The sequence below is a fragment of the Rhodococcus sp. JS3073 genome (assembly GCF_026810085.1).
GTDB lineage: Bacteria > Actinomycetota > Actinomycetes > Mycobacteriales > Mycobacteriaceae > Rhodococcus_F > Rhodococcus_F wratislaviensis.
This window is the reverse complement of the sequence record NZ_CP113951.1, coordinates 6,246,790-6,270,237: the sequence shown is the minus strand read 5'-3', so window position 1 is coordinate 6,270,237 and position 23,448 is coordinate 6,246,790. Positions and strand designations below refer to the sequence as shown.

Here is a 23,448-nt window from a genome sequence, read left to right as displayed (position 1 = left end):
CGTCTGCAGTTGTGGCGGATCGGCGTCCGCTCAGGCCTCCAGCTTGTAGCCCAGTCCCCGGACGGTGACGAGGTGCTCCGGCTTGGCCGGGTCGGTCTCGATCTTCGAGCGCAGACGCTTGACGTGTACGTCGAGGGTCTTGGTGTCGCCGACGTAGTCCGCGCCCCACACCCGGTCGATCAACTGTCCGCGGGTGAGCACCCGGCCCGAGTTCCGCAGCAGGTACTCGAGGAGGTCGAACTCCTTGAGCGGCAGCGTGACGGCCTCGCCGTTCACCTGGACCACGTGACGTTCGACGTCCATCCGGACCGGCCCCGCCTCGAGGACGGCCGAGTCCTGCGCGACGTCGAGTTCGCTGTCGACGCCGCGGCGCAGCACTGCGCGGATGCGGGCGATCAGTTCCCGCGCCGAGTACGGCTTGGTCACGTAATCGTCGGCGCCGAGTTCGAGGCCCACCACCTTGTCGATCTCGCTGTCCCGTGCCGTCACCATGATGACGGGGACACCGGACCGGCTGCGGAGCTGCTTGCAGACATCCGTGCCGCTCATGCCTGGCAGCATGAGGTCGAGGAGGACGATGTCGGCACCGGCCCGATCGAACTCGGCGAGCGCGGACGGTCCGTCGCCGACGATCGTCGTCTCGAACCCTTCCTTGCGTAACAGGAATGCCAATGGGTCGGCCAGTGACTCCTCGTCTTCCACGATCAGCACACTTGTCATCGCTTGGCCTCCATACCGATTTCTCTCTTCCCGACGTTTCCGCTCGCGGCGTCCACTGTCTCGATGTGTGCAGGAATCTGCAGGGTAAACGTCGAACCTGTTCCGGGCTTGCTCCACAGGTCGATCGATCCGTTGTGGTTGGCGGCCACGTGTTTGACGATCGCGAGTCCGAGCCCTGTTCCGCCGGTCGCGCGTGCCCGCGCCTTGTCGACGCGGAAGAAGCGTTCGAACACGCGCTCCTGGTCGGCCTTGGCGATGCCCTCGCCGCGGTCGGTCACCGAGATCGCCACGTTGTCGCCGCGGATGGACCGGCTCACCGACACCGGCGTGCCCTTCGGCGAATAGGCGATCGCGTTCTGCACCAGGTTGGACAGCGCGGTGACGAGCAGGGCGCGGTCGCCGAGCACTTCGTAGCCGCTGTTGTGGTCCGTGGTGACGGCGATGCCGGCGGCTTCCGCGGAGATCTTGCAGCGCTGCAGCGCCTCGTCCACCACCTCGTCGACGGAGACGGCCTCGAGGTCGGGCAGTTTCTCGGCGCCCTGCAGCCGCGACAGCGCGATCAGTTCGGTGACCATCTTGCCGAGCCGGACGGATTCACTGAGCACGCGTTCGCCGAAGTGCCGGACCGACTCGGGGTCGTCCGCCGATTCGAGGAGCGCCTCGGCCAGCAGGCCCATCGCGCCGACCGGGGTCTTGAGTTCGTGGCTGACGTTGGCGACGAAGTCACGGCGGGTCGCCTCCATCCGCACCTGCTCGGAGTCGTCGTCGGCGAACAGGACCACGAAGTTGTGGTCTTCCTTGCTGAGCAGACGTGCGGTGCCGCGCACCGCGATCCGATCGCGTCCCCGCTGCGGGTTCTTGGTACTCAGGTCGACTTCGACGGGTTCGCCGGTTTCGAGGACCCGGAGCGCCGCCACCCACGCGCGGTCGTCGACGAGCCGGTTCCGTACCAGGCCCAGCTCCTCCGCGCGGGGGTTGAACAGGACGACGTCGTGGAACTGATCGACCACGGCGATGCCGCTCTCGGATGCCAGCACGATCAGGTCGAGGACCTGCGACATGGTGAGCCCGGACTTCTCTTCCATGCGCTGCGCCTGCCGGGTGGACAGCATGGGGATCAGCACGCCACCGACGAGGTAACCGACGAAGCCGCCCACGATGGCAAGCAAGACGGCTTGAACAACACTCACGCCTGAATCGTACGTTCGCGCGGCGGGCCGGTTACGCAGGGTCCAGGCATTTCCGCGCACGTCACACACGGGAACCGGAGTCTTCGTCCGTAGTTAACCTGCTGTTGGCCGGATGTCCCGCGAACGGGACATCCGGCCGGGCGCACGGGTTACTTCCCGCCCTGGTTCGCGACCGCGGCGGCGCCCGCGGCGGCGGCTTCGGGGTCGAGGTACGTGCCACCGGGGTTGAGCGGCTTCAGGTTCTCGTCCAGGTCGTAGCGCAGCGGGATGCCTGTCGGGATGTTCAGGCCCGCGATGTCCTCGTCGGAGATTCCGTCGAGGTGCTTGACGAGGGCGCGCAGCGAGTTGCCGTGCGCCGTGATCAGCACGGTCTTGCCGGCCTTCAGGTCGGCGGAGATGGTGTCTTCCCAGTACGGGATCAGGCGGTCGACGACGTCCTTCAGGCATTCCGTCAGCGGGACCTCATCGAGGTTCGCGTAGCGGGGATCGGTGTCCTGGCTGTATTCGCTGCCTGCCTCGATCGGCGGCGGCGGGGTGTCGTAGCTGCGGCGCCACAGCATGAACTGCTCGTCGCCGTACTTGTCCTTGACCTGCGCCTTGTTGCGTCCCTGCAGGGCACCGTAGTGGCGCTCGTTGAGACGCCAGTCGCGGATGACGGGAATCCAGTGCCGGTCAGCGGTGTCGAGCGCGATGTTGGCGGTGCTGATCGCGCGGCGCAGCAGCGAGGTGTACAGCACGTCGGGGAGCAGGTTGTGCTCGAGCAGCAATTCGCCGGCACGCTTGCCCTCGGCGATGCCCTTATCGGTCAGGTGGACGTCCACCCAGCCGGTGAACAAGTTGAGCGCATTCCATTCGCTCTCGCCGTGGCGGAGCAGCACAAGGGTTCCGGTACTCATGCCGTTCATCCTGGCATGCCTCCCGGAACCCTCGCGCCGTGAACCCCTGCCGTCAGCTCCGGCCGGCCTCGCTCGCCCGGAGATCCTTGCGGAGGATCTTGCCCGCGGCGGACTTCGGCACCAGATCGATGAACTCGACCCTGCGCACCTTCTTGTGCGGCGACACCCGCTCGGCGACGAACGCGATGACCGCGGCCTCGTCCAACTCGGCGCCCTGCTGTTTGACGACGAACGCCTTCGGCACCTCCTCACCCTCCTCGTCGAGGACACCGATCACGGCGGCGTCGGCGATCTGCGGATGCGTCAACAGCAACGCCTCGAGCTCGGCCGGCGGCACCTGGTAGCCCTTGTACTTGATCAGCTCCTTCATCCGGTCCACGATCGTCACCACCCCCTCGGAATCGACGGTCGCGATGTCACCGGTGTGCAGGTACCCCTCCCCGTCCAGGGTCTCCGCGGTCGCCTCGTCGTTGCCGAGGTACCCGGCCATGATGTTCGGGCCCTTGCACCACAACTCACCCGGTTCGCTGACGCCCTCGGCCGGGTAGGCGACCTCCTCACCGGTGCCGGGGTCGACGAGCTTGCACTCCATGTTCGCGATCGACGGACCGACCGAGTCCAGGGCGATGTCGTCGCGGTCGAACGGGATCGCATGCGAGACCGGGCTCATCTCGGACATCCCGTAGCCCTGCCGGACTCGGCACCCGAGCCGGTTGGCGACGGCCTTGCCCAGTTCCTGATCGAGCGGGGCGGCGCCGGAGAAGATCGAGTGCACACTCGACAGGTCGTAGTCGTCGACCAGCGGGTGCTTGGCCAGCGCCACCGCGACCGGCGGGGCGATGAACACATACGTGCACTTCTGCCCGGAGACGATTCTCAGGAATTCGACGAGGTCGAACTTCGGCATCGTCACCAGGGCGGCCCGGTTGTACAGGGCCGCATTGAGCAGCACCGTCATGCCGTAGATGTGGAAGAACGGCAGCACCGCCAGCAGCCTGTCCTCGGCGCCGATGCCCATCCGCGGGTTGATCTGACAGACGTTCGCCACCAGGTTGCGGTGCGTGAGCATCACCCCCTTGGGCCGGCCCGTGGTGCCCGACGAATACGGCAGCACCGCCAGCTGGGTCGCCGGGTCGAACGAGACGTCGGGGGCGGGGGCGCCCTCGGTCAGCAGATCGGTCAGCGACGGGTGCCCGTCGGCGCCGTCGAGGACGATCACGTTCCCCGCCGGGATCCCGACCTTCGCCGCGGCGGCCTGTGCCTGCGGCAGCAGCGGGGAGACGGTGAACAGGAACTTCGCCTTCGAGTCGGTGAGCTGCTTGGCGATGTCCTCCGCGGTGTAGAGGGCGTTGATGGTGGTCGCGACACCACCGGCACGCAGGATCCCGTGGAACACCGACGCGAACGCGGGAACGTTCGGCGAGTGCAGACCCACCACCTCACCGACGGCGAGACCGCGGGCGGCCAGCGCCCCGGCCACACCGTTGATCTGGGCGATGAGGGACTGGTAGGTGGTGACCGCGCCGGAGGCACCGTCGATCAGCGCAGGCCGGTCCAGATCGGCCGTATCGACCTGGCCGAAGAGGAAATCGTAGACACTGAGGTTCGGAATCTCGACGTCCGGAAACGGGCTCTTGAAGCTCACTGGGGCCTCTCCCTCGAAGTGTTGCAGCAGCAGTTGTCGGTACAAGTTTCTGTGAACATCAGACACATGTACCTAAGCTGTGACAACAGTCACAAGCTCGCCGCAACTCTACCCGTGCGTATTTCCTGTCCGCGGGCGGTCGACCAGCGCTCAGGCCTGCGAGTCCTCGATGAGATGCTCGAACGGTTTCAGGTTCGCGAGCGACTCTCCCCGTGAGACGCGCCACTCCCACTCACGCTTGATGGAACCGGCGAAACCGAGCTCGAGGAGGGTGTTGAAGTCTCCGTCGGCCGCCTCGAGCACCTGCCCGAGAATCCGGTCCAGTTCGTCCGCGGTCACCGCGTGCTCGGCGATCTGACCGACCAGGTAGATGTCGCCGATCTTGTCGATCGTGTACGCCACCGAGTACAGCCGGCGATTGCGCCGCAGCAGGTACTTGTAGACGCCTTCGAAGTTCTCGTCGGGTTTGCGGCAGACGAACGCCTCGACGCGCAGACCGTGCTTGCCGACGGTCAGGAGCGTGGTGGTCTTGAGCTTGCGCTCGCCGGGCAACTCGACGATGAAGTGCGTCGAGTCCTTCCTCGTGAAGTCCATCTCACGTTCGGTCAGGGCGGACTCGATCACGTCGGCCAGGTCGCTCATGCGCGCACTCCCCCGGCCCTGCGCAGCTTCCACAATCCGCGTCCGCGACGCGGGGAGAATTCGCTGGGGCCGTGTCCGTAGTTGTAGTTGACGGTCGCCATCCGATAGCTCTCGAGGAGGCCGTCGGCGGTGTGTTCCCAGGAGAAATTCTCCGCGTGGCGCGGAGCCTCGGCGGCCAGTGCGGCGAGCCTGCCGGGCTCCGAGACCAGTGACTGCAACGCCGTCGCCCAGTCCTCGGTGCGGTGCCCGTCCACCAGTAGCCCGGTCTCGCCGTGCCGGACCGCGACGCCGAGACCGCCCACGTTCGCGGCGATCACGGGTGTGCCGCAGGCCTGCGCCTCGACGGCAACCAACCCGAACGACTCCGAATAACTCGGCACCGCAACGAGATCCGAGGCCCGGTACACGTCGACGAGCCGATCGGGCGCCTGCGGCGGGAGGAACGTCACCCGAGCCGCGATGCCGAGCGAGGAGGCGAGTTCGATCAACGCGTCCGGCCGCGCCAGCCCGGAGCCGGACGGGCCCCCGACCACGAGCACCCGCAGTGACGATTCGGGATCTCGGGCGATCAGTTCGGCGGCAGCGCGGAGCAGGACGTCGGGCGCCTTGAGCGGCTGGATGCGTCCGACGAACGTCACGACGGTCTCGCTTGGGTCGAGCCCCAGCTTCGCCCTGGCGGCGGTCCGGTCGCCCGGCCGGTACCGCGTCAGATCGGCGCCCGGCGCCACCACGTCGATCCGGTTCGGGTCGGCGCCGTAGTGGCGCACCAGCTGATCGGATTCCTCGGTGGTGTTGGCCACGAGCCGGTCGGACTCGGCCACCACCTGCTGCTCGCCGATCTGGCGGGCGGCCGGTTCCGGGGTGTCGCCGTCGGCCAGGGACAGATTCTTGACCGCGGCAAGCGTGTGCGCGGTGTGCACGAGCGGCACACCCCACCGGTCGCGGGCGAGCCACCCGACCTGCCCCGACAGCCAGTAGTGCGAGTGCACCAGGTTGTAGTAGCCCGGTTCGTGGCGGGCCTCCTCACGGAGCACCCCGGCGACGAACGCGCACAGCTGCGTGGGCAGATCCTGCTTGTCCAGCCCCTCGAACGGGCCGGCCACCACGTTGCGGACGAGGACCCCGGGCGCGGCTTCCTGGACCGGTGCGTCGGCGGACGACGTGGCCCGGGTGAAGATTTCCACCTCGACGCCGCGACGCGCCATCTGGATGGCGGACTGCAGCACGTAGACGTTCATGCCGCCCGCGTCGCCGGTACCGGGCTGCGCCAGTGGTGAGGTGTGGACCGAGAGGACGGCCACCCTGCGGGGGCGCGAATTGTGCATGGGCGTCACCACTCCATAGTGCTCCCTCACCGATCGGCCCCTTTAACCGAGGTTGTCGACGAACTCGCCGACCTCCTTCACGAACCTCTCGGGATCCTCCACGAACGGTCCGTGATCGCAGCCTTCCCAGAACGACGCCCGCGCCTGCGGGATCAGTTCTGCAGCGTGCCTACCAGCCGAGACATCGACGACGGAGTCCTCGGTGCCGTGCAGGACGAGCACCGGGACGTCGAGCGCCCGCAGCAGGTCGTCGTGGCTCGCGGACCGGTTGAAGAGGGCGGCCCGCACCCGGGGCAGGGTGGCGAGGCTGGCCCCGAACAGCGCCTGCGACTGTGCGCCCTTGCCTTCCGGCGGTCCGGTGAGCGCGTTGCCGAACGCGCCCAGCGCGCGGATGGCGTCGCGCGGCTCCTCGGACATCGCGCCGGGGATCGCCGCGCGCATCGCCGCACCGACCTTGCCGCCCGCCTCCCCCCGGCCGATGCTGGTGATGGCTCCGACGAGGACCACGCCGTCGACGGCGGCCGTGCCGTGAGACGCCAGGTAGTCGCAGATCACGAGGCCGCCGTAGGACCAGCCGAGGAGCACGGCGCCGGACGTGACGCCTTCGGCCGTGAGCACCGCGTCGACGTCCCCGGCCCAGATCGCGGAGTCGTCGTAGCCGGTGTGGGGTGCACCCGAGTAGCCGTGCCCCCGCAGATCGACGGCGATGACGCGGTAGCGGGCCGCAAGTTCGTCGAGCACCGCGGGGCCCCAGCACTTCGAGGACTGCGCCCAACCGTGCAGGAGTACCAGGGCCCGCGCGTCGGGGGCACCGGTCACCGAGTAGACGAGGGGCGTTCCGTCGACGCCGACTGTTTCACGAATAGCCATGGGGTCACCATAGAGGCCAGCAGCGCGGCGCCCGCCGCCACCGCGTATCCCGCTGTCGTGCCGAATTCGTCGATCATCCGGCCCGCGAGTGCCGAGCCCACGGCGACGCCGACACCCAGCCCGGTGACAATCCAGGTGATGCCCTCGGTCAGCGCGGCCGCGGGCACGATCTGCTCGACGAGACCGGTCGTGGCGATCATGATCGGCGCCACCGTCATCCCTGCCACCGCGTAGGCGACGGCGAGCGCCGGGATGCTGTCGGCCAGCAGCAGCGGAATCGTCAGGACCGCCACCGCGAGGACCGCGACCATCAGCTGTTTCCGGAGCGACGCCGACACCCGGATCGCGCCGAACACGATGCCTGCCACAGCGGAACCGGCCGCGAAGAGGGCCAGCACCACGGTGGCGGAGGCGGGTGCGTCGTGGCTTCGGGTGAAGGCGATGGCACCGACGTCGATGACACCGAAGATGGTGCCCATCGACACCATGACTGCCACGAGGATCCACACGGCGGGCGTCCGGACGACGGACGGGCGTCCGTCGTGCGATGCCGAATGCACGGGTGGTTCGGTGCCACGCTGAGCGACGAGCGCGAGCGTGCCGACCACCAGCAGGACGAGCCCCGCGAGCGGTCCCGCCTCGGGGAACACCGTGACGGACAATCCGACGGAGACCACCGGTCCCGCGATGAAGCACAGCTCGTCCACCACCGCCTCGAACGCGAATGCCGTCCGCAGCAGTGGCGTGCCGCGGTACAGCTCGGTCCAGCGGGCGCGCACCATCGCACCGATCGTCGGCATGCAGCCGGCGGGAACGGCCCACACGAACAGCACCCAGTCCGGCGTCCCGAACCGGACGCACAGCAGCATCGCGGCGATGGATGTCGCGCTGATCCCCGACGCGACGGGAAGGACGCGGGACTGCCCGTATCGATCCACCGCCCGGGACACGACCGGCGTGATGAACGCGTACGTCAGCGCGAACACCGCGGCGAGGGCACCGGCCAGTGCGTAGTCGCCGCGCAGTTCGGACAGCATCGTGACGATGCCGATGCCGACCATGGCGATCGGCACGCGCGCAACGAATCCTGCGGCGGAGAACGCTGCGGAGCCGGGGGCGGCGAAGATCTGACGATAGGTACCGAGCACGCGTCGAGCCTCACAGATCGTGGCCGCGACTTCCAGCACGTGCAAGTATTGCGCTCATGAGTGTCCTGGTGTGTTTCCACGCCCATCCCGACGACGAAGTGTTCACCACGGGCGGCGTGATGCGTCAGGCCGCCGACGCCGGTCATCGCGTCGTCGTGGTCACCGCGACGGACGGAGCGCTCGGCGAGGCCCCCGAGGGGATCCTGACCGAAGGCGAATCACTCGCCGAGCGTCGGCGCCGCGAGCTGGAGGAGTCGACGTCGCTGCTCGGCGCCCAGCGTGTGGTGTTGCTGCACTACGCGGATTCCGGGATGGCCGGAACGCCGGAAAACGAGAATCCCGCCGCGTTCTGCAACGTCGACGTCGAGGAGGCCGCCGCCCGGCTGGCCGCGATCCTCGTCGAGGAATCCGCCGACGTGGTCACCATCTACGACCCCAACGGTGGCTACGGCCATCCGGACCATGTCCAGGTGCATCACGTGGGCATCCGGGCCGCCGAACTCGCCGGTGTGCCGCACGTCTACGAGGCCGCCGTCAGCCGCGACCACGTCCGGCGACTCATGGCCGCGAATCCGGAGTGGTCCGAGAACGCCCAGCCACCGGACCTCGACACGTTCGGTCTGCCGGACTCCGAGATCACCACGGTCGTGGACGTCACCTCGGCCATGGACGCCAAGCGCGCCGCGATGCACGCGCACGCCACCCAGATCGGGGATTTCGGCCCGTTCCTGCAGATGCCCGAGGAGCAGTTGCGGGCGGCGTTCGGTCAGGAATGGTTCCGCCGTCGCGGGGCGCCGGCCGGGCTCGCGGAGTCTTCGCTGCCCCTCTGATCGACCGGCCCTGGTGTCCTCCTGCCGGAGAACCTCTTTCCCGCCAGGGTGAGGACCGCTGCGGCGAGGAGGCATCCGCCCGCCCCGATCCCGGTCACCGTGCCGGGTGCCACCGTCGTCGTCAGACCCAGGAGGAGCCCGGCCGCGGCGACCACGACGAGCAGCGCACCGAGCACGGTCAGCGACGCCTCGCCGAGGACGCCGGCCAACGGCACGAAGTGCACGCCGACGGCGAAGCACACCCAGACCGGAATCCACGCCGACAGACCCGTGTTTCCGAGAACGGCTGCGCCCGCCCAGATCACCGCGAACTCGATCACCACCACGAGGGTGTACCGCCGGCGTACCGCCCGGTCCGCCAACGCGGAACTCTCGGTCGGACTACGCACGGCGAGCACCGCTCCCAGCACGGCGACGACGAGCGCCACCACGATGGCTGCGTCGAGGAGCGCGGTGAGGGGGCGGGGAAGGTCGACGGCCATGGCCCAGGCGAACCAGGCTGCGGCGAAGAATCCGACCACCGCGGCGGCACTCCCCCGTGCCCGGCCCGACCGGCGGGCGGCTTCCGACAGACTGGACATGCCGCCAATCTAGCCCCGCGAACCGCCTGCGCGGGTTCGGTTCCGCGCCTAGCATCCACGGGTATGGATCCCGCTGATCTCGTCGCGACCATGCCGTTCGCCGTGCACACCGGGGTTCGCCTCACCAAGGCCGCACCCGAGGAGGTCGTCGGGCACCTCGAATGGGACCAGCACCGCACCACCGCGGGAAGCGGCATGCACGGCGGGGCGCTGATGACGCTCGCCGACAGTGTCGGCGCCGTCTGCGCGTTTCTCAACCTTCCGGCCGGAGCGTCCACGTCGACCACGAGTTCGAGCACGGTGTTCACCCGCGGTGTGCGCAAGGGCACCGTCACCGCGACCGCGCGTCCGCTGCACGCCGGCCGAACCACGGTCGCCGTCGTCACCGAACTGCGCGACGACGAGCACCGGCTCGTGGCGCAGGTGACGCAGTCACAGGCAGTGCTGCACCCTCAGCCGGGAAGCTGACCGATGTCGCGACTGCTGCGGGCGTACCGCGCCACGGGAGCGGATCTGCCGTTCGGCAACGTCCTCGCCGCGCACGACGTCGCGATGGAAGGCTATTTCTGGCGGTTCACCCAGCCCGCGACGGGACAGGTCGTCATCGCGCTGGCGGGAATCAACCGCGCCGCGGACGGGCACTGGGCGACGCTCGGTCTCGCCGGTCACCCCACCCGGTTCCTGCGAACCGCCGCGCATCCGGAGGGCTGTGCCAACCCGGCCGGACTCGGCGCGTTCGCGGGCGACGCGTTCCGCGGGTCCGTCGACCGCGTGAAGGTGGATCTCGGCCCGGACGCCCGCCTCGACGTCCGGGTCGGCGCCCAGGTCCCGTGGCCGCGACGCAGGCTCGGCGGATCGAGTGTGTTCCAGACCGTGCCCGCGCTGAACCAGTACTGGCACCCGTGGCTGCTCGGCGGACGGGCCGAGGGAACAGCCGTGCTGGGCGGCACCGAGATCGACCTCGACGGCGCCCAGGTCTACGGCGAAAAGAATTGGGGTAAGGGCGGATTCCCCGACTCCTGGTGGTGGGGCCAGGCCCAGGGTTTCGCCGACCGGCAGGCGTGTGTCGCGTTCGCAGGCGGCGAGGTCACCGCGGGTGGACTGCGCACCGAGGTCACGGCCGTCGTCGTCGCGCTGCCCGACGGCACGGTGGTCCGCCTCGGCAATCCGGTCACGTCCCCCGTCCGGGCGCACGTCACGGACGAGCGGTGGTCGTTGCGGGGCCGCGGCCGCACGTGGAGCGTCGAGATCGAGGGCGGTTCCCCGCTGGGCTCGGCGCACGTGCTGCCGGTTCCGCTCCCCGCCGAGCGTCGCAACATCCCCGGCGCCCTCGAGCACCTCGCGGGCTCGATGAGTGTCACGGTCCGCCGTCGGGGAGAGCTCGTCTGGGCCGACGAATCACCACTCGCCGCGTTGGAGCACGGCGGGATCGAGCGGGCGCGCGCGGAGCTGCGCAGGCGGGGTGCGCCGCCGGACGCGACATCGGCGCCGCCGCTCAGCTGATCACCTCGAGCTCGGGTGGCTGCAACGCCTCGACGATCTCGTCGGTCTCCGCGTGGAGGACCCCGATTCGCCCGGCCTCCTCCAGGTTACGCGCGTCGACGCCCGAGATCGCGTCGGCCGCGACGAGCACCTTGTAGTCCCGTTCGCTGGCATCGAAGATCGTGGCGCGCGGGCAGTTGGGATAGTTGCATCCCGCGATCACCACGGTGTCGACCCCCCACTGGCGCAGGAGATCGTCGAGTTCGGTGCGGTAGAACGAACTCCACCTGGGCTTGAACAGAATGTGCTCGGCCGGAGAGACGGCCTGGAGGCCGCCGCCGAGGAGCGACTCGGGATCGAGCGGTGGCACGCCCAGCTCCGGCGCCACCTGGGAGCCCGCGGTGCCCGGTCTGGCGAGGTCGAATCCGGCCGCGATCACGCGGCGGCGGCACAGGTCGACGTCGTCGCCCTCGTACAACCGGACGACGTGCACGATCGGGGCCGAGGCCTCCCGGTAGGCGTCCACGAGACGCGCGATCGCGGGCAGCACTGCCGAGGTGCCCGGAATCGGGGCGGCCCCGCCGTCCACGAAGTCCACCTGTGTGTCGACGACGAGCAGCGCGGACCGGCCGAGATCGGGAGCGAGGAACGGATCCGAGTTCTGCCGCCAATGGGTCACGCAGCAAATCTAACGCTCGCGCGCACCCTGTAGCCGGAATCACAGGGACCGGTTCATTCACCCGAACCGAGGGTTTGGGACCATGGAGTGGGTGGGGTAGTGCGAGAAGGGTCCCAACCGATGACTGTGAGCGATGAGAACTGGCCGTTGATCGGCGCGACAGGGGCGCGCTTCGGATCAGCCGGCCGGCGCCGCAGCGCCAGGAAAGACCAGGACCCGAGCCCGCCGCAGTCGACCGAGTGGGTGGAGCCCGGCCCGGCCGAGGCCGCCCCCGAGCAGGTGGAACCCGCTCCCGAACCCGCCGGCCAGGCCCCCGAGACCATCGACAGTCCTGCCGCCGAGTCCACCGAGTGGGTGACGCCCGAGGACACCGTCTCCATCGTCCGGCCGTTCATCCTCACGGGCGGTCGGACCGAGTCCGGGGTCGATCTGCCACTGGAGGCGCTCATCGTCGCCCGCCCGGACGGGGACACCGTGGTGGACGGGATGCCGGCGCCGGACGAACTGCGCCGCGTCTTCGCGCTGTGCTCCGAACCGCGGTCGGTGGCCGAGATCGCGTCGCTCGCGTCGATCCCGCTCGGGGTCGCGCGCGTACTCGTCGGCGACCTCGCCGCGGCCGGGGCGGTCACCGTCAACGAGACGGCCGGGTCCACCGGCCCGGACCGGAAACTGATGGAACGCGTCCTCGACGGGCTGCGCAAACTCTGAGACCCGCCGGGGTGAGCGCCCGGACGGACACACACGAATTCGTCAGCCGCACAGACTATTGCCCGTGCGGCTGACGAATTGCTGTGACGCTAGTTCGATGTCCGGCGCATCGCTCCGACCGGATCGGAATAGATCGTGCTCAGCGACACGACCGTCGAGGCGTACTCCTGCACCCGGTTGCCGAAGCCGGAAATGCGAATGTCCCTGCGCTCCAGCGACGACGCCTGCGCGAAGGCCTCCGCGACGTGCGGGATACCTGCCGGGTACTCGGTGAACGCCTGACCTCCGAGGATCACCCGGTCCGGGTTGAACAGGTCCCGCAGCATGGCCACCGTCTTCCCGAGCACCTGAGCGCGTTCCACCAGAAGCTCGTGCGCGGGAACGGAACCCGAGGACGCGGCCTTGTAGAGGGCGCTCATCGTCGGCCGCTGGTTGGACTCCGGGAGGATGCCCGCATCGAGGGCGGCGGAGATGACCGCGCGATCGCTGATCGTCGCCTCGAGGCACCCGCGTGAACCGCACGAGCACTGCGCCGACGAGCCGGTCGGCAGGTGCGCGATGGAACCGGGACCGCTCGACGGCGTGTGGACGCGGCCGTCGATCGTGATCGCGATGCCTGCGGTCTCGCGGGCGTAGAAGTACAGGCCCGTTTCGCCTTGCGCGACACCGTCTTCGCTGTCCGGGCTCAGCAGCAGTTCGGACGCGGCCATCGCCTCGACGTGCGCCGCGACGGAGACGGGCAACCCGAGTCCGGTCGCGATGATGGCACCGACCTGGGCGGACTTCCATCCCAGCCGGGGATGGTCGACGACACCGGTCTGCGGATCGACACGACCGCCGAGGGCGACACCCGCCCACAGCGGGCGACGCCGGTGCCAGCGGGAGGCGAAGGCCCGCGCGCTGCGTGCGATGCCGGCGAGTGCGTCGGCGGATGCTCCCTGCGGGGTGGGTACCTCGACCGCGCCGAGGACCTTCCCGCGCAGGTCGCTGGCGATGATGCTGGTCACGACCGCGCCGATGTGGATGCCCACCGTCAGGTAGGGCTCGTGGTTGACCTCGAACGGAACGCGCGGACGGCCGATGGCGCCGGACGGCGTGAGGTCGCCGCGTTCGCGCAGCAGCCCGAGGTCGAGAAGCGCCGACACCTGACGGTTGACGGTGGCGATGCTCAGGCCGGTCGCTTTCGCGGCGACATCCCTGGACAGCGGCCCGCGAGACCGGGCCACCCGCAGAACACCGGCGGCCGGGCCGTCGCTGATCCGCAGCTCGGGGGGAACGATGTGGAGACGGGGACGGGACACGGGCCGCTGGAATCGAGATGCGGAGCCGGTCCGGGTGGGGCTGGAAAGAGTGGGGGTAGACACGTGGCAGTCCTTGCAAGCGGAGGCGGTGCGCACCTTCGTCCGAACGCTGCATCCGTCCCATCGGAGAGTGGGGACGACCGAGGACGATCGATCAGGAGAAGACTGCGCGAATTAGCTGCAGATGCTGAGACAGCGACAACACAGTTCCCGCGCCAAGGGCAGCCGCGAGCCCAGCGCGGAAGTCACATAGGTGACCCGCGGAGCGGTCGACTGGCCTGAAGACATGACACGAAACTAGCAGCTTCGGTCGGTTTCACCAATCGGAGGGCGCGTCGGCGTGTAGCTCCGCGCCGCGCCACTTCCGCAGTTCCCGCCATTGCGAGGCGCCGCCTGCGGCGCACATCGGAGAGCATCACCACTCTTGACGGCAATCGTGTTTCACGACACAATACGCCGGGATACCAACCGAACGTACGGTTATAGGAGCGAGATGTATCGATGTGATCGACACCGGTCTGCCACCGACCGGAACCGAGGCTGTCGATGAAGACGACGAAGGCGCTGCTCGCCCTGGGCGTCGGACTCAGCGTGCTGCTGACGGCCTGCTCGGCCACCGGAACGCAGGACTCCCCCGGAACCGGGATCACGGTGAAGAGGGACGGCTACGGAATCCCCCACGTGTACGCCGACACCACGCGCGCGCTGTACTCCGGATACGGCTACTCGGTCGCCGAGGATCGGCTGTTCCAGATGGAGATGGCCAAGCGGTCGTCGATCGGCACGGCGGCCGAGGTGCTCGGACCCGACTACGTCGAAATCGACAAGACGGCGCGCAACAGCATCGATCCACAGTCGATCAAGGATCAGCTGGCCCGACTCCCGCAGACTGAACGCGACATCTTCGAGGGCTACGCCGAGGGGTTCAACAAGCGGATCGACGAGGTCGGCGCAGATCCGGCACACCTGATGCCGAAGCAGTTCCTGGACGGCGACTTCCGGCCCGAGCACTGGACCGGGTACGACGTGGCCATGGTCTGGGTGCAGACCATGGCCAACAGGTTCTCCCAGTCGAGCAGCGAACTCGCGAACCTCCAGGTCCTGAAGAGCCTGCAGGCGAAGAACGGCGACGAGAAGGGCAGGCAGCTCTTCGACCAGCTGATCTGGGCCGAGGAAGATCCCGGCGCCCCGACGACGGTCCCCCGCGACGAGTCGACTTCGCCCGACGACGGGCCGCACGCGATGTCACAGGAAGCGGGGCTCTCCGACGTCACGCAGGCTCTGCCCGACGCGAATCTGACCCGGATGAAGAACGCCGGCGGAGGCGAATGGCCGCACATGAAACCCGAGGCCAGCAACCTCTGGATGGTCGGCGCCGACAAGACCGCCGACGGCACATCCATTCTGATGAACGGACCGCAGTTCGGCTGGTTCAACCCGTCCTACGTGTACGGCGTCGGTTTGCACGGCGCCGGCCTCGACGTTGCGGGAAACACCCCCTATGCCGTCCCGACCGTTCTGTTCGGCACCAACAAGACGATCTCGTGGGGAGCGACCGCCGGGCCGCTCGACGTCAACGACGTCTATCAGGAAGTGCTCGACCCCTCGAACGAGCACGCGTACCGGTACGACGGCGAATACCGCCCGATGGAGGTGCGGAACGAGACGATCGAGGTGCGGGGCGGACCGGACGTCGCGTACCCCGTCTACTCGACGGTGCACGGCCGCGTCACCAGTTTCGACACCCCGAACGGCAGTGCCTACTCCCTGAAGGAGAGCTGGGCGGGATACGAGATCCAGTCGCTGGTCGCCTGGATCGACATCATGAAGGCCACGAGCTGGGACGAGTTCCTCGAGCAGGCGAAGAAGGTGGCCATCACCATCAACTGGTACTACGCCGACAACCAGGGAAACATCGGGTACGTCTCCCCCGGTCGACTGCCGGTCCGCCCTGCCGACCAGGACCTTCGACTTCCGGCGATCGGTGACGGCAGCATGGAGTGGGAGGGCATCCGCCCCTTCGAGGAGAACCCGCAGTCGTACAACCCCGAGCAGGGCTATCTGGCCAACTGGAACAATCAATCCGCGGCCGGCGCACTCGCCGACGGCTACAACTGGTCCCCCGTCGACCGCGTGCGAGCGATCACCACTCGCCTCGAGGCCAAGGACAAGTTCACCCCCGGCGAGATCTGGGACATCAACCGGCAGGCGTCGTTCGCCGACCTCAACGTCGACTATCTGCTGCCGTACCTGGCGCAGGCCACCGAGCAACTGCCGGGCAGCGACCCTGTCGCCGCGGGCGTGAACATGCTCCGCGACTGGGACGGACAGGCCACCGACGACAACGCGGACGGCGTGTACGACGACCCGCAACCGGCGATCATGCGCACGTGGCTGCCGATCCTGTTCGACACGGTGATCCGGGACGACCTGCCGGAAGACGTGTACGCCTCGTACGCGGGCAAGGTGTACCCCGCCGCGGGCACCGCGCGTCCTGCCGAGGCGACGAAACTCGTCTACAACGCCCTGCGCGGCGACGAGTCCGGAGTTCCACAGACCACCGACTTCTTCAACGGAGCGGACCGGATGTCCGTCCTCCGTTCGACGTTCGGCCAGGCGATGGACCGGCTGCGCACCGAGCAGGGCCCCGACCCCGCCGGCTGGAAGATGCCGGTCGCCGCGAATCGGTTCGACTACAAGAACTACCTGGGCGTCCCCCAGGCCGGTAGCGACGAGGTGCTGTCCCTGTCGCCGTACATGAACCGTGGTACCCAGAACGACCGCATCGTGCTCGGCGACGGCATCGCCGACCTCTGCACCGTCGGGCCGCCCGGCCAGAGCGGGTTCATCGCACCGGACGGCACGCGTTCACGGCACTACAGCGACCAGATGGACATGTACCGGAACTTCCAGTGCAAGACCGACCACCTGACCGAACAGTCGGTCGACGCGAACAAGTCCAGCGAGGTGACGCAGAACTAGTGGGCTCCGCAGTTCGGTAGGCATCCCGTCATCACCCCGCCGGGGCGGCACGTCCGCCGCCCCGGCGCCCTCGAAGGAATCGACATGACCTCCACCCAGACCTCCGTGACACCGCAGGCGCCCGTCCGGCCGCTGAAGGTGGCCGGCGCCAGTCTCATCGGGACCGCCATCGAGTGGTACGACTACTTCATCTACGGCATGGCCGCGGCAATCGTGTTCGGCCCGTTGTTCTTCCCGTCCTTCTCGTCCATCGCGGGCACACTGGCCGCGTTCGCGACGTTCTCCGTCGGCTTCATCGCCCGGCCGATCGGCGGCGTCGTGATGGGCCACTTCGGTGACCGCATCGGACGCAAGTCCATGCTCGTCCTGTCCCTGATGCTGATGGGCGGCGCGACCGTCGGCATCGGACTGCTCCCCACCTACGCCACCATCGGCGTGTGGGCGCCGATCCTGCTGGTCACCCTGCGTTTCGTGCAGGGAATCGGCGTCGGCGGGGAATGGGGCGGCGCAGTGCTGATGGCGGTGGAGCACGCCCCCGCCAACAGGAAGGGCTTCTACGGGAGCTTCCCGCAGATGGGTGTGCCCGGCGGCCTGATCCTGGCGAATCTCGTGTTCCTGGGGGTGTCGACGAGCCTCAGCGAGGAAGCGTTCCTGTCCTGGGGCTGGCGGGTGCCGTTCCTGGCCAGCGCGGTGATGGTGCTGATGGGTCTCGTCATCCGGTTCACCATCACCGAGAGCCCCGACTTCGAGAAGGTCAAGAGCACCCACCGCGACCAACGACTGCCGATCGTCACCGTCCTGCGGGAGAACCTGCGCGAAGTCCTTCTGGCCGCAGGCGCGTTCATCGGCATCAACACCGTCGGCTACATCTTCATGGCGTACCTGCTGTCCTATTCGACGAAGGTCCTCGGCATGAGCAAGACGCTCGTGCTCGTCTTCACACTGATCGCCTCGTTCGTGTGGCTGATCGTCATCCCCGTCGCGTCGATCCTGTCCGACCGGTACGGCCGGCGGCGACTCCTCGTCACAGGCTCGGTGGGGCTGACCGTCTGGGCGGCCGCACTGTTCCCGCTGATCGATCTCGGGAACCCCGCGGTGATGATGCTCGCCCTCCTCGGCACGGCCGTGTTCATGGGCATCGTCTACGGGCCGATCGCGGCACTGTTCACCGAACTGTTCAGCGCCGAGGTCCGGTACAGCGGTGCGTCGCTCGGCTACCAGATCGGCTCGGTTCTCGGCGGCGGCCTGGCCCCGACCGTGGCCGCCGCGCTGTACGCGAACTGGGGTTCGTCGGCACCGATCAGCCTGTACCTCACCGCGGTCACACTGCTCAGCCTGCTGTGCGTCATCGCGATCACACGGAAGGTTCGCGCCGCCGCGTAGCGCCGACACGATCGACGCTCCCGTCGCCGCCGCACCGCCTCCCGGCGCGGCGGCGACGTCGTTCCGCGCACCCGCCCGTTGCGATCAGGGTGACGCAAATCCTTCCGGCGACACACTGCCCGATGGTTCGGTTACGGGACTCCACACCGTCTCCGGTATCCGAAAGGCTCACCATGTCCATCGATTTCGCGCCCGAGCACGTGACAGACGCCGAGGGTTCCCAGAACACTGCGAGCGTCGTCAAGCTCGGCGCCCACATCGGCGCCCGGATCGACGGCGTCCGGCTCGGCGGCAACCTCGACCCCGCCACCGTGTCGCTCATCCGCCAGGCCCTGCTCGAGCACAAGGTGATCTTCTTCCGTGGCCAGGAACACCTGACCGACGACTCGCAGTACGAGTTCGCGGAGCTTCTCGGCTCCCCCACCACGGCACATCCGACCGTCACGTCGCGCGGCACCAAGGTGCTGCCCATCGACTCCGACTACGGCAAGGCCAACAGCTGGCACACCGACGTCACGTTCGTCGATCGCATCCCGAAGGCGTCGATCCTGCGCGCCGTGCAACTCCCCACGTACGGCGGATCCACCACCTGGGCGTCGGGTGTCGCCGCCTACTACGCGCTACCCGAACCGCTGAAAATCCTCGCCGACAACCTGTGGGCGACGCACACCAACGTCTACGACTACGCGGCGACCAGCGCGGAACGCGCGCAGGACGAGAAGGCGAAGGAGTACCGCGCCGAGTTCCAGTCCACCTACTTCGAGACGGAGCACCCGGTGGTGCGGGTGCACCCCGAGACCGGTGAGCGCACACTGCTGCTCGGTCACTTCGTCAAGAGCCTGGTCGGTCTGAGCAGCAGCCAGTCGCAGGCACTCTTCCGGGTTCTGCAGGATCACGCGATCTCGCTCGAGTTCACGACCCGGTGGAACTGGCAGTCGGGCGACGTCGCGATCTGGGACAACCGTGCCACTCAGCACTACGCCGTCGCCGACTACGACGACCAGTACCGGCGACTCAACCGCATCACCCTGGCCGGCGACGTCCCCGTCGACATCCGGGGCGAGCGCAGCCGCAGCGTCGCCGGCGACGCGAGTGGCTACTCCGTCATCGACGAGCCCTAACATGTCGGCATGACCTTTTCACCTGACACCCGCATCGCCGTCGTCACCGGGGCGAGCTCCGGAATCGGAGAAGCCACCGCCCGCACCCTGGCCGCGCAGGGATTTCATGTGGTCATCGGGGCCCGGCGACTGGATCGTCTGGAGAAGATTGCCGAAGACATCGGCGGTACCGCACTCGAACTCGACGTCACGGACCAGGATTCCGTGGACGCGTTCAGTGCGGTACTGCCGAGGGTCGACGTGCTCGTGAACAATGCGGGCGGCGCCAAGGGACTGGCCACCGTCGCCGAGGCCGATCTCGACGACTGGCGGTGGATGTGGGAGACCAACGTCCTGGGGACCCTTCGGATCACCAAGGCGCTGCTGCCGAAGTTGATCGAGTCGGGTGACGGTCTGGTCGTCACCATCACGTCGCTGGCCGCGCTCGAGGCGTACGACAACGGTTCCGGATACACGACCGCCAAGCACGCGGAGGGCGTCCTGCACCGCACGCTGCGCGGAGAACTGCTCGGCAAGCCGGTCCGTCTCACCGAAATCGCGCCTGGCGCGGTGGAAACCGAGTTCTCGCTGGTGCGATTCGAAGGCGACCAGGAGCGTGCCGACAAGGTCTACGAGGGAATCACCCCGCTCGTCGCCGCGGATGTCGCGGACGTCGTCGGGTTCGTCGCGTCGCGACCCTCCCATGTGAACATCGACCAGATCGTCGTCAAGCCACGAGATCAGGCTTCGTCCGGGCGTTTTCACCGCACGACGTAGACGCGTTCGCGGCGGTCCGCCGGTCCTGGTGTTCGAGCACCAGGACCACGGTCCACAGTCCCGCCACGATCGTCACGACCCCCAGCAACATCCATCCCATCCCACAGCCCCCTGCCGATCAACGACTTTCGACCGAAACGGACTGTCGGGGTCGTCCGTCGACCCCTCGACAGCGGACGACTCCCCACAGTTGTGTGAACCGAGAACACGCCGCCGTCGACGCGTCCTCATTCAGGTAGACGCGGCGGCCCCGGTTTCGGTTCCACCGGGTGCGAAAAAGTTCGTCGATCGGGTCAGGCACCGCACGTGAGTGGCATTGCGTGCCCGGGCACCCATTGCCACTCACCTATGCGAGGGCGGAGAGGGACTGCCATTCGGGCCAGCTGACGGCCCAGTCGTAGATGTCGCCGTCGGCGGCCGAGAGGTCGATGGACGTTCCGGTCACCTCGACGGGATCGCCGTACATCGCGGTGCCGAAGTACTGCTGGGCGTCCTCGAGGGACAGGTTGATGCAGCCGTTGGTGACGTTCGACGAACCCTGGACGCCGATGGTCTCGGGGTTCGCGTGGATGAACTCACCGTTGTTGGAGATGCGGACCGCCCAGCGCTCGCGCACGTTCTCGTAGAACGGCGGGTTGGACATGAGGAAGTCCTCGTGCTTCTCGGTCACCATGTGGATGCCGCTGCGGGTGACGTTGCGGGCCTCGTTGCCTTCGCCGTAGCTGACGGGGATGTCCATGATGGTCTCGCCGCCGCGCACCACCTGCATGCGGTGGCTCGGCGCGTTCGCGATCACGATCTGGCTGCGCCCGACGGTGAAGTTCAGCGACAGATCCTCCGCGCCGTACGCTCCATCGCCGAAGTCCAGTCCGTACAGCTTGGCGTCGAGGCTCACGGTGGTGCCGGGCGCCCAGTAGTTCTGCGGGCGCCAGTGTGCGCGCGACCCGTTGTCGTCGGGCAGCCACGCCCACGAGCCGGGTGTGGGCGGGTTCGTCGTGACGGTCATCGCCTTCTCGACCGCCGCCTTGTCCTCGATCGACTCGTGGAACTGGACGATGATCGGGGCGGCGATCCCCACTTCCTGACCGTCGCCGATGTTGAGGGTGGCGCCGATCGTCTCGTCGGGCTCGACCGTGGTGAAGCTGCCGTCGACGGCGACGGACTTGCCGTCGGTGCCGAGCGCCGTGCCCTTCCACGTGTACGTGGCGCCGTAGCCCAGCGCCTCCCCGACGGTGAACGTGGTCCGGTCGGGTGACAGCACACCCTGCACGGCACGCCCCTCGGCGTTGACGAGGGAGATGTCGGTGAACGTGCCCTGCGACGCGGTCGCGGAGATCGGCGCCACCGGATTGACGTCCTCGGTGCCCGACGCCGGATTCTGGGTGACCTCGACCGCAGGCTCGGGCGGCGCGGTGGCGGTTCCCGACTCGGTGCCGACCGTGCATCCGGTCAGCAGAACGAGAAACGCGATCAGCGCCGTCGCGATCAGCGCGACGCGCGACCGACTTGTCCGAGAACCCAGTTCATGCACAGCTAACAGGTTACCTGCGCTACGGACCTGTCTCAGATCGCGCAGCCCACCGTCACGGGTTCGGGTTCGAGCCGGACACCGAACGCCGACTGGACGCCGTCCCGGACATCGCGAGCCAATGCCAGCAGGTCTTCGCTCTTCGCGGCACCTCGATTGGTCAACGCGAGCGTGTGCTTGGTCGACAGCCGCGCGACTGCGTTCTCGCCGGGATACCCCTTCGAGAAGCCGGCCCGCTCGATCAGCCACCCCGCAGACAACTTTGTTCCACCGTCGGCCGGGTACTGCGGAACGGCGGCGTCGCCGAGGCGGGTCTCGATCGCGGCGAGGACACCCGCCAACTCGCCGTCGGGCACGACGGGGTTGGTGAAGAAGGAGCCCGCGCTCCAGGTGTCGTAATCCTCGGGATCGAGCACCATACCCTTGCCCCGCCGCAGGTCCAGCACGGCGTCGCGGACCTGCGCCGACGGCAACCGGTCGCCCTCGGCACCGTTCAGCGCCGAGACCAGTTCGCGGTAGCGCAGCGGCTCGCCGAGCCCGTCGGGATGCACGGTCAGTTCCACGGCCAGCACCAGGGCGGCATCGGAATGCTTGAGGACGCTCGTGCGGTAACCGAGACCGAGAGCCTCGGGTTCGACCCAGCGCGACTCACCGGTACGTCGATCGAGGAGGTGGACCCGCCGCAGCATCGACCCCACCTCGACGCCGTACGCGCCGACGTTCTGCACCGGGGTGGCCCCGGTGGAGCCGGGAATCCCCGACAGGCATTCGAGCCCGCCCAGCTCGGCGGCGACGGTCTGCGCGACCACCTGATCCCACTCGGCGCCTGCCTCGGCAGTGACGAATCCCTCCTCCAGACCGACGGTGGTGTTGCACACACGCACGACCACACCGTCGAATCCGTCGTCCCCGACCACCAGATTGGAGCCGCCGGCGAGGATCAGCGTCGGGATGTGCGCGGCGTCGAGCAGCCGCACCACGTCGACGAGGACCTGCGTGGTCGGACACTCCGCCACGATCCGCGCCGGCCCGCCCACGCGCAGCGTGGTCATCCCCGACAGTTCGAGGTTCTCGGACACGAAGGCGCCCGAATCGACGAGTTGACTGACAATGCTCACGTCCCACACAACCGCAAACGGTAGCCTCACGGATCGTGAGTCGCCGCATCGAGCATTCGTCGTCCTATGCGTTTCCCGTCGCCCAGGTCCATGCGGGCCTGATCACCGAGCAGTACTGGCGCGACCGTCTCGACCGGGTCGGAGGACCGGGGGCAACCCTGGAAGAGGTCACGACCGGCCCGGGCACCATCTCGGTGGCCATGTCGCAGTCGATTCCCGCCGAGCACCTGCCCAGCATCGTCTCGAAGGTCCGGTCGGGCGATCTCGTGATCAAGCGCACGGAGACGTGGGGCACGCTCGACGGCGATCACGCCGAGGGCACGTTCACGGCCGAAGTCCAGGGTGCGCCCGCGACGATCTCGGGGACCCAGACCCTGACGGCTACCGGTTCCGGGTCGAACGTGCAGGTCGAGGGCAAGGCCGACGTGAGGATCCCGCTGATCGGCGGCAAGATCGAGAGCGCGATCGCGGACGAGGTCCTGCGCCTGATCGAGAAAGAGCAGGGCTTCACGCAGCAGTGGCTCGGGGCCTGACCTGGGGCGG

The 23,448-nt window shown here is 68.3% G+C and carries 22 protein-coding genes; 9 read left to right on the top strand and 13 right to left on the bottom strand.

Features of this window, described 5'->3' with window-relative positions:
* Nucleotides 1-30: 30 nt before the first annotated feature.
* The 8 genes from OYT95_RS28345 to OYT95_RS28310 all read right to left on the bottom strand — a co-directional run bounded on the left by OYT95_RS28345 (nucleotide 31) and on the right by OYT95_RS28310 (nucleotide 8,436).
* Nucleotides 31-720: a response regulator transcription factor gene (locus tag OYT95_RS28345; protein WP_005251956.1), complete on the bottom strand. Its 690-nt coding sequence runs from the start codon at nucleotides 718-720 to the stop codon at nucleotides 31-33.
* Nucleotides 717-1,910 (bottom strand): sensor histidine kinase, encoded by a 1,194-nt coding sequence (locus tag OYT95_RS28340; RefSeq protein WP_037237858.1) that lies wholly within the window; start codon nucleotides 1,908-1,910, stop codon nucleotides 717-719. The genes OYT95_RS28345 and OYT95_RS28340 overlap by 4 nt, the downstream gene beginning before the upstream one ends.
* A gap of 149 nt (nucleotides 1,911-2,059) precedes the next feature.
* The gene (locus OYT95_RS28335; RefSeq protein WP_174233884.1) at nucleotides 2,060-2,815 is read right to left on the bottom strand and encodes a phosphoglyceromutase; all 756 of its coding nucleotides are present in this window, start codon (nucleotides 2,813-2,815) and stop codon (nucleotides 2,060-2,062) included.
* Nucleotides 2,816-2,858: 43 nt separating this feature from the next.
* Nucleotides 2,859-4,451, bottom strand: coding sequence for an AMP-binding protein (locus OYT95_RS28330; protein WP_128641560.1), 1,593 nt, complete (start codon nucleotides 4,449-4,451; stop codon nucleotides 2,859-2,861).
* 150 nt (nucleotides 4,452-4,601) lie between these two features.
* On the bottom strand, nucleotides 4,602-5,093 hold the full coding sequence (locus OYT95_RS28325) for a YbjN domain-containing protein (protein ID WP_112301762.1): 492 nt from the start codon (nucleotides 5,091-5,093) through the stop codon (nucleotides 4,602-4,604).
* Nucleotides 5,090-6,448, bottom strand: a complete 1,359-nt coding sequence (mshA, locus tag OYT95_RS28320; protein WP_268789722.1) for a D-inositol-3-phosphate glycosyltransferase — start codon at nucleotides 6,446-6,448, stop codon at nucleotides 5,090-5,092. The genes OYT95_RS28325 and mshA overlap by 4 nt, the downstream gene beginning before the upstream one ends.
* A gap of 12 nt (nucleotides 6,449-6,460) precedes the next feature.
* On the bottom strand, nucleotides 6,461-7,288 hold the full coding sequence (locus tag OYT95_RS28315) for an alpha/beta fold hydrolase (RefSeq protein ID WP_268789721.1): 828 nt from the start codon (nucleotides 7,286-7,288) through the stop codon (nucleotides 6,461-6,463).
* Nucleotides 7,234-8,436: an MFS transporter gene (locus OYT95_RS28310; protein ID WP_037237974.1), complete on the bottom strand. Its 1,203-nt coding sequence runs from the start codon at nucleotides 8,434-8,436 to the stop codon at nucleotides 7,234-7,236. Before OYT95_RS28310 ends, OYT95_RS28315 begins: the two co-directional genes overlap by 55 nt.
* 56 nt (nucleotides 8,437-8,492) lie before the next feature.
* Here OYT95_RS28310 and OYT95_RS28305 point away from each other — a divergent pair, with 56 nt between their 5' ends.
* On the top strand, nucleotides 8,493-9,266 hold the full coding sequence (locus OYT95_RS28305) for a PIG-L family deacetylase (RefSeq protein ID WP_112301760.1): 774 nt from the start codon (nucleotides 8,493-8,495) through the stop codon (nucleotides 9,264-9,266).
* Here OYT95_RS28305 and OYT95_RS28300 read toward each other — a convergent pair.
* On the bottom strand, nucleotides 9,203-9,847 hold the full coding sequence (locus OYT95_RS28300; RefSeq protein ID WP_268789720.1) for a hypothetical protein: 645 nt from the start codon (nucleotides 9,845-9,847) through the stop codon (nucleotides 9,203-9,205). The two genes, OYT95_RS28305 and OYT95_RS28300, sit on opposite strands and share 64 nt — an antisense overlap.
* Before the next feature lie 63 nt (nucleotides 9,848-9,910).
* On the opposite strand from OYT95_RS28300, the gene OYT95_RS28295 reads away from it, so the two are divergent.
* Entirely contained in the window at nucleotides 9,911-10,315 is a 405-nt protein-coding gene (locus OYT95_RS28295; protein ID WP_112301758.1) for a PaaI family thioesterase, read from the top strand.
* Between the two features lie 3 nt (nucleotides 10,316-10,318).
* Entirely contained in the window at nucleotides 10,319-11,350 is a 1,032-nt protein-coding gene (locus OYT95_RS28290) for a tocopherol cyclase family protein (protein ID WP_268789719.1), read from the top strand.
* On the opposite strand, the gene OYT95_RS28285 is transcribed toward OYT95_RS28290, so the two are convergent.
* A complete protein-coding gene (locus tag OYT95_RS28285; protein ID WP_268789718.1) occupies nucleotides 11,343-12,008 on the bottom strand; it encodes a cysteine hydrolase family protein in 666 nt (221 codons plus the stop codon). The genes OYT95_RS28290 and OYT95_RS28285 overlap by 8 nt on opposite strands.
* 120 nt (nucleotides 12,009-12,128) lie before the next feature.
* Between OYT95_RS28285 and OYT95_RS28280 the strand changes: the two genes are divergently transcribed.
* A complete protein-coding gene (locus tag OYT95_RS28280) occupies nucleotides 12,129-12,716 on the top strand; it encodes a DUF742 domain-containing protein (protein WP_268789717.1) in 588 nt (195 codons plus the stop codon).
* Between the two features lie 89 nt (nucleotides 12,717-12,805).
* On the opposite strand, the gene OYT95_RS28275 is transcribed toward OYT95_RS28280, so the two are convergent.
* Nucleotides 12,806-14,080, bottom strand: a complete 1,275-nt coding sequence (locus OYT95_RS28275) for an ROK family transcriptional regulator (protein WP_037237877.1) — start codon at nucleotides 14,078-14,080, stop codon at nucleotides 12,806-12,808.
* Nucleotides 14,081-14,563: 483 nt separating this feature from the next.
* Between OYT95_RS28275 and OYT95_RS28270 the strand changes: the two genes are divergently transcribed.
* The 4 genes from OYT95_RS28270 to OYT95_RS28255 all read left to right on the top strand — a co-directional run bounded on the left by OYT95_RS28270 (nucleotide 14,564) and on the right by OYT95_RS28255 (nucleotide 20,259).
* Entirely contained in the window at nucleotides 14,564-16,999 is a 2,436-nt protein-coding gene (locus OYT95_RS28270; RefSeq protein WP_268789716.1) for a penicillin acylase family protein, read from the top strand.
* Nucleotides 17,000-17,083: 84 nt separating this feature from the next.
* A complete protein-coding gene (locus tag OYT95_RS28265; RefSeq protein WP_268789715.1) occupies nucleotides 17,084-18,382 on the top strand; it encodes an MFS transporter in 1,299 nt (432 codons plus the stop codon).
* A 173-nt stretch (nucleotides 18,383-18,555) separates the two neighbouring features.
* Complete coding sequence (locus OYT95_RS28260) at nucleotides 18,556-19,503, top strand: TauD/TfdA dioxygenase family protein (protein WP_268789714.1); 948 nt, start codon at nucleotides 18,556-18,558, stop codon at nucleotides 19,501-19,503.
* Between the two features lie 9 nt (nucleotides 19,504-19,512).
* Complete coding sequence (locus OYT95_RS28255; protein ID WP_037237881.1) at nucleotides 19,513-20,259, top strand: SDR family NAD(P)-dependent oxidoreductase; 747 nt, start codon at nucleotides 19,513-19,515, stop codon at nucleotides 20,257-20,259.
* Nucleotides 20,260-20,605: 346 nt separating this feature from the next.
* Here the strand turns inward: OYT95_RS28255 and OYT95_RS28250 are convergent, their stop codons facing one another.
* Nucleotides 20,606-21,790, bottom strand: a complete 1,185-nt coding sequence (locus OYT95_RS28250) for a L,D-transpeptidase (protein ID WP_268789713.1) — start codon at nucleotides 21,788-21,790, stop codon at nucleotides 20,606-20,608.
* Nucleotides 21,791-21,822: 32 nt separating this feature from the next.
* The gene (locus OYT95_RS28245) at nucleotides 21,823-22,914 is read right to left on the bottom strand and encodes a UDP-N-acetylmuramate dehydrogenase (protein WP_268789712.1); all 1,092 of its coding nucleotides are present in this window, start codon (nucleotides 22,912-22,914) and stop codon (nucleotides 21,823-21,825) included.
* Nucleotides 22,915-22,940: 26 nt separating this feature from the next.
* Here OYT95_RS28245 and OYT95_RS28240 point away from each other — a divergent pair, with 26 nt between their 5' ends.
* Nucleotides 22,941-23,438, top strand: a complete 498-nt coding sequence (locus tag OYT95_RS28240) for a DUF2505 domain-containing protein (RefSeq protein ID WP_037237884.1) — start codon at nucleotides 22,941-22,943, stop codon at nucleotides 23,436-23,438.
* The last annotated feature ends 10 nt before the right edge of the window (nucleotides 23,439-23,448 follow it).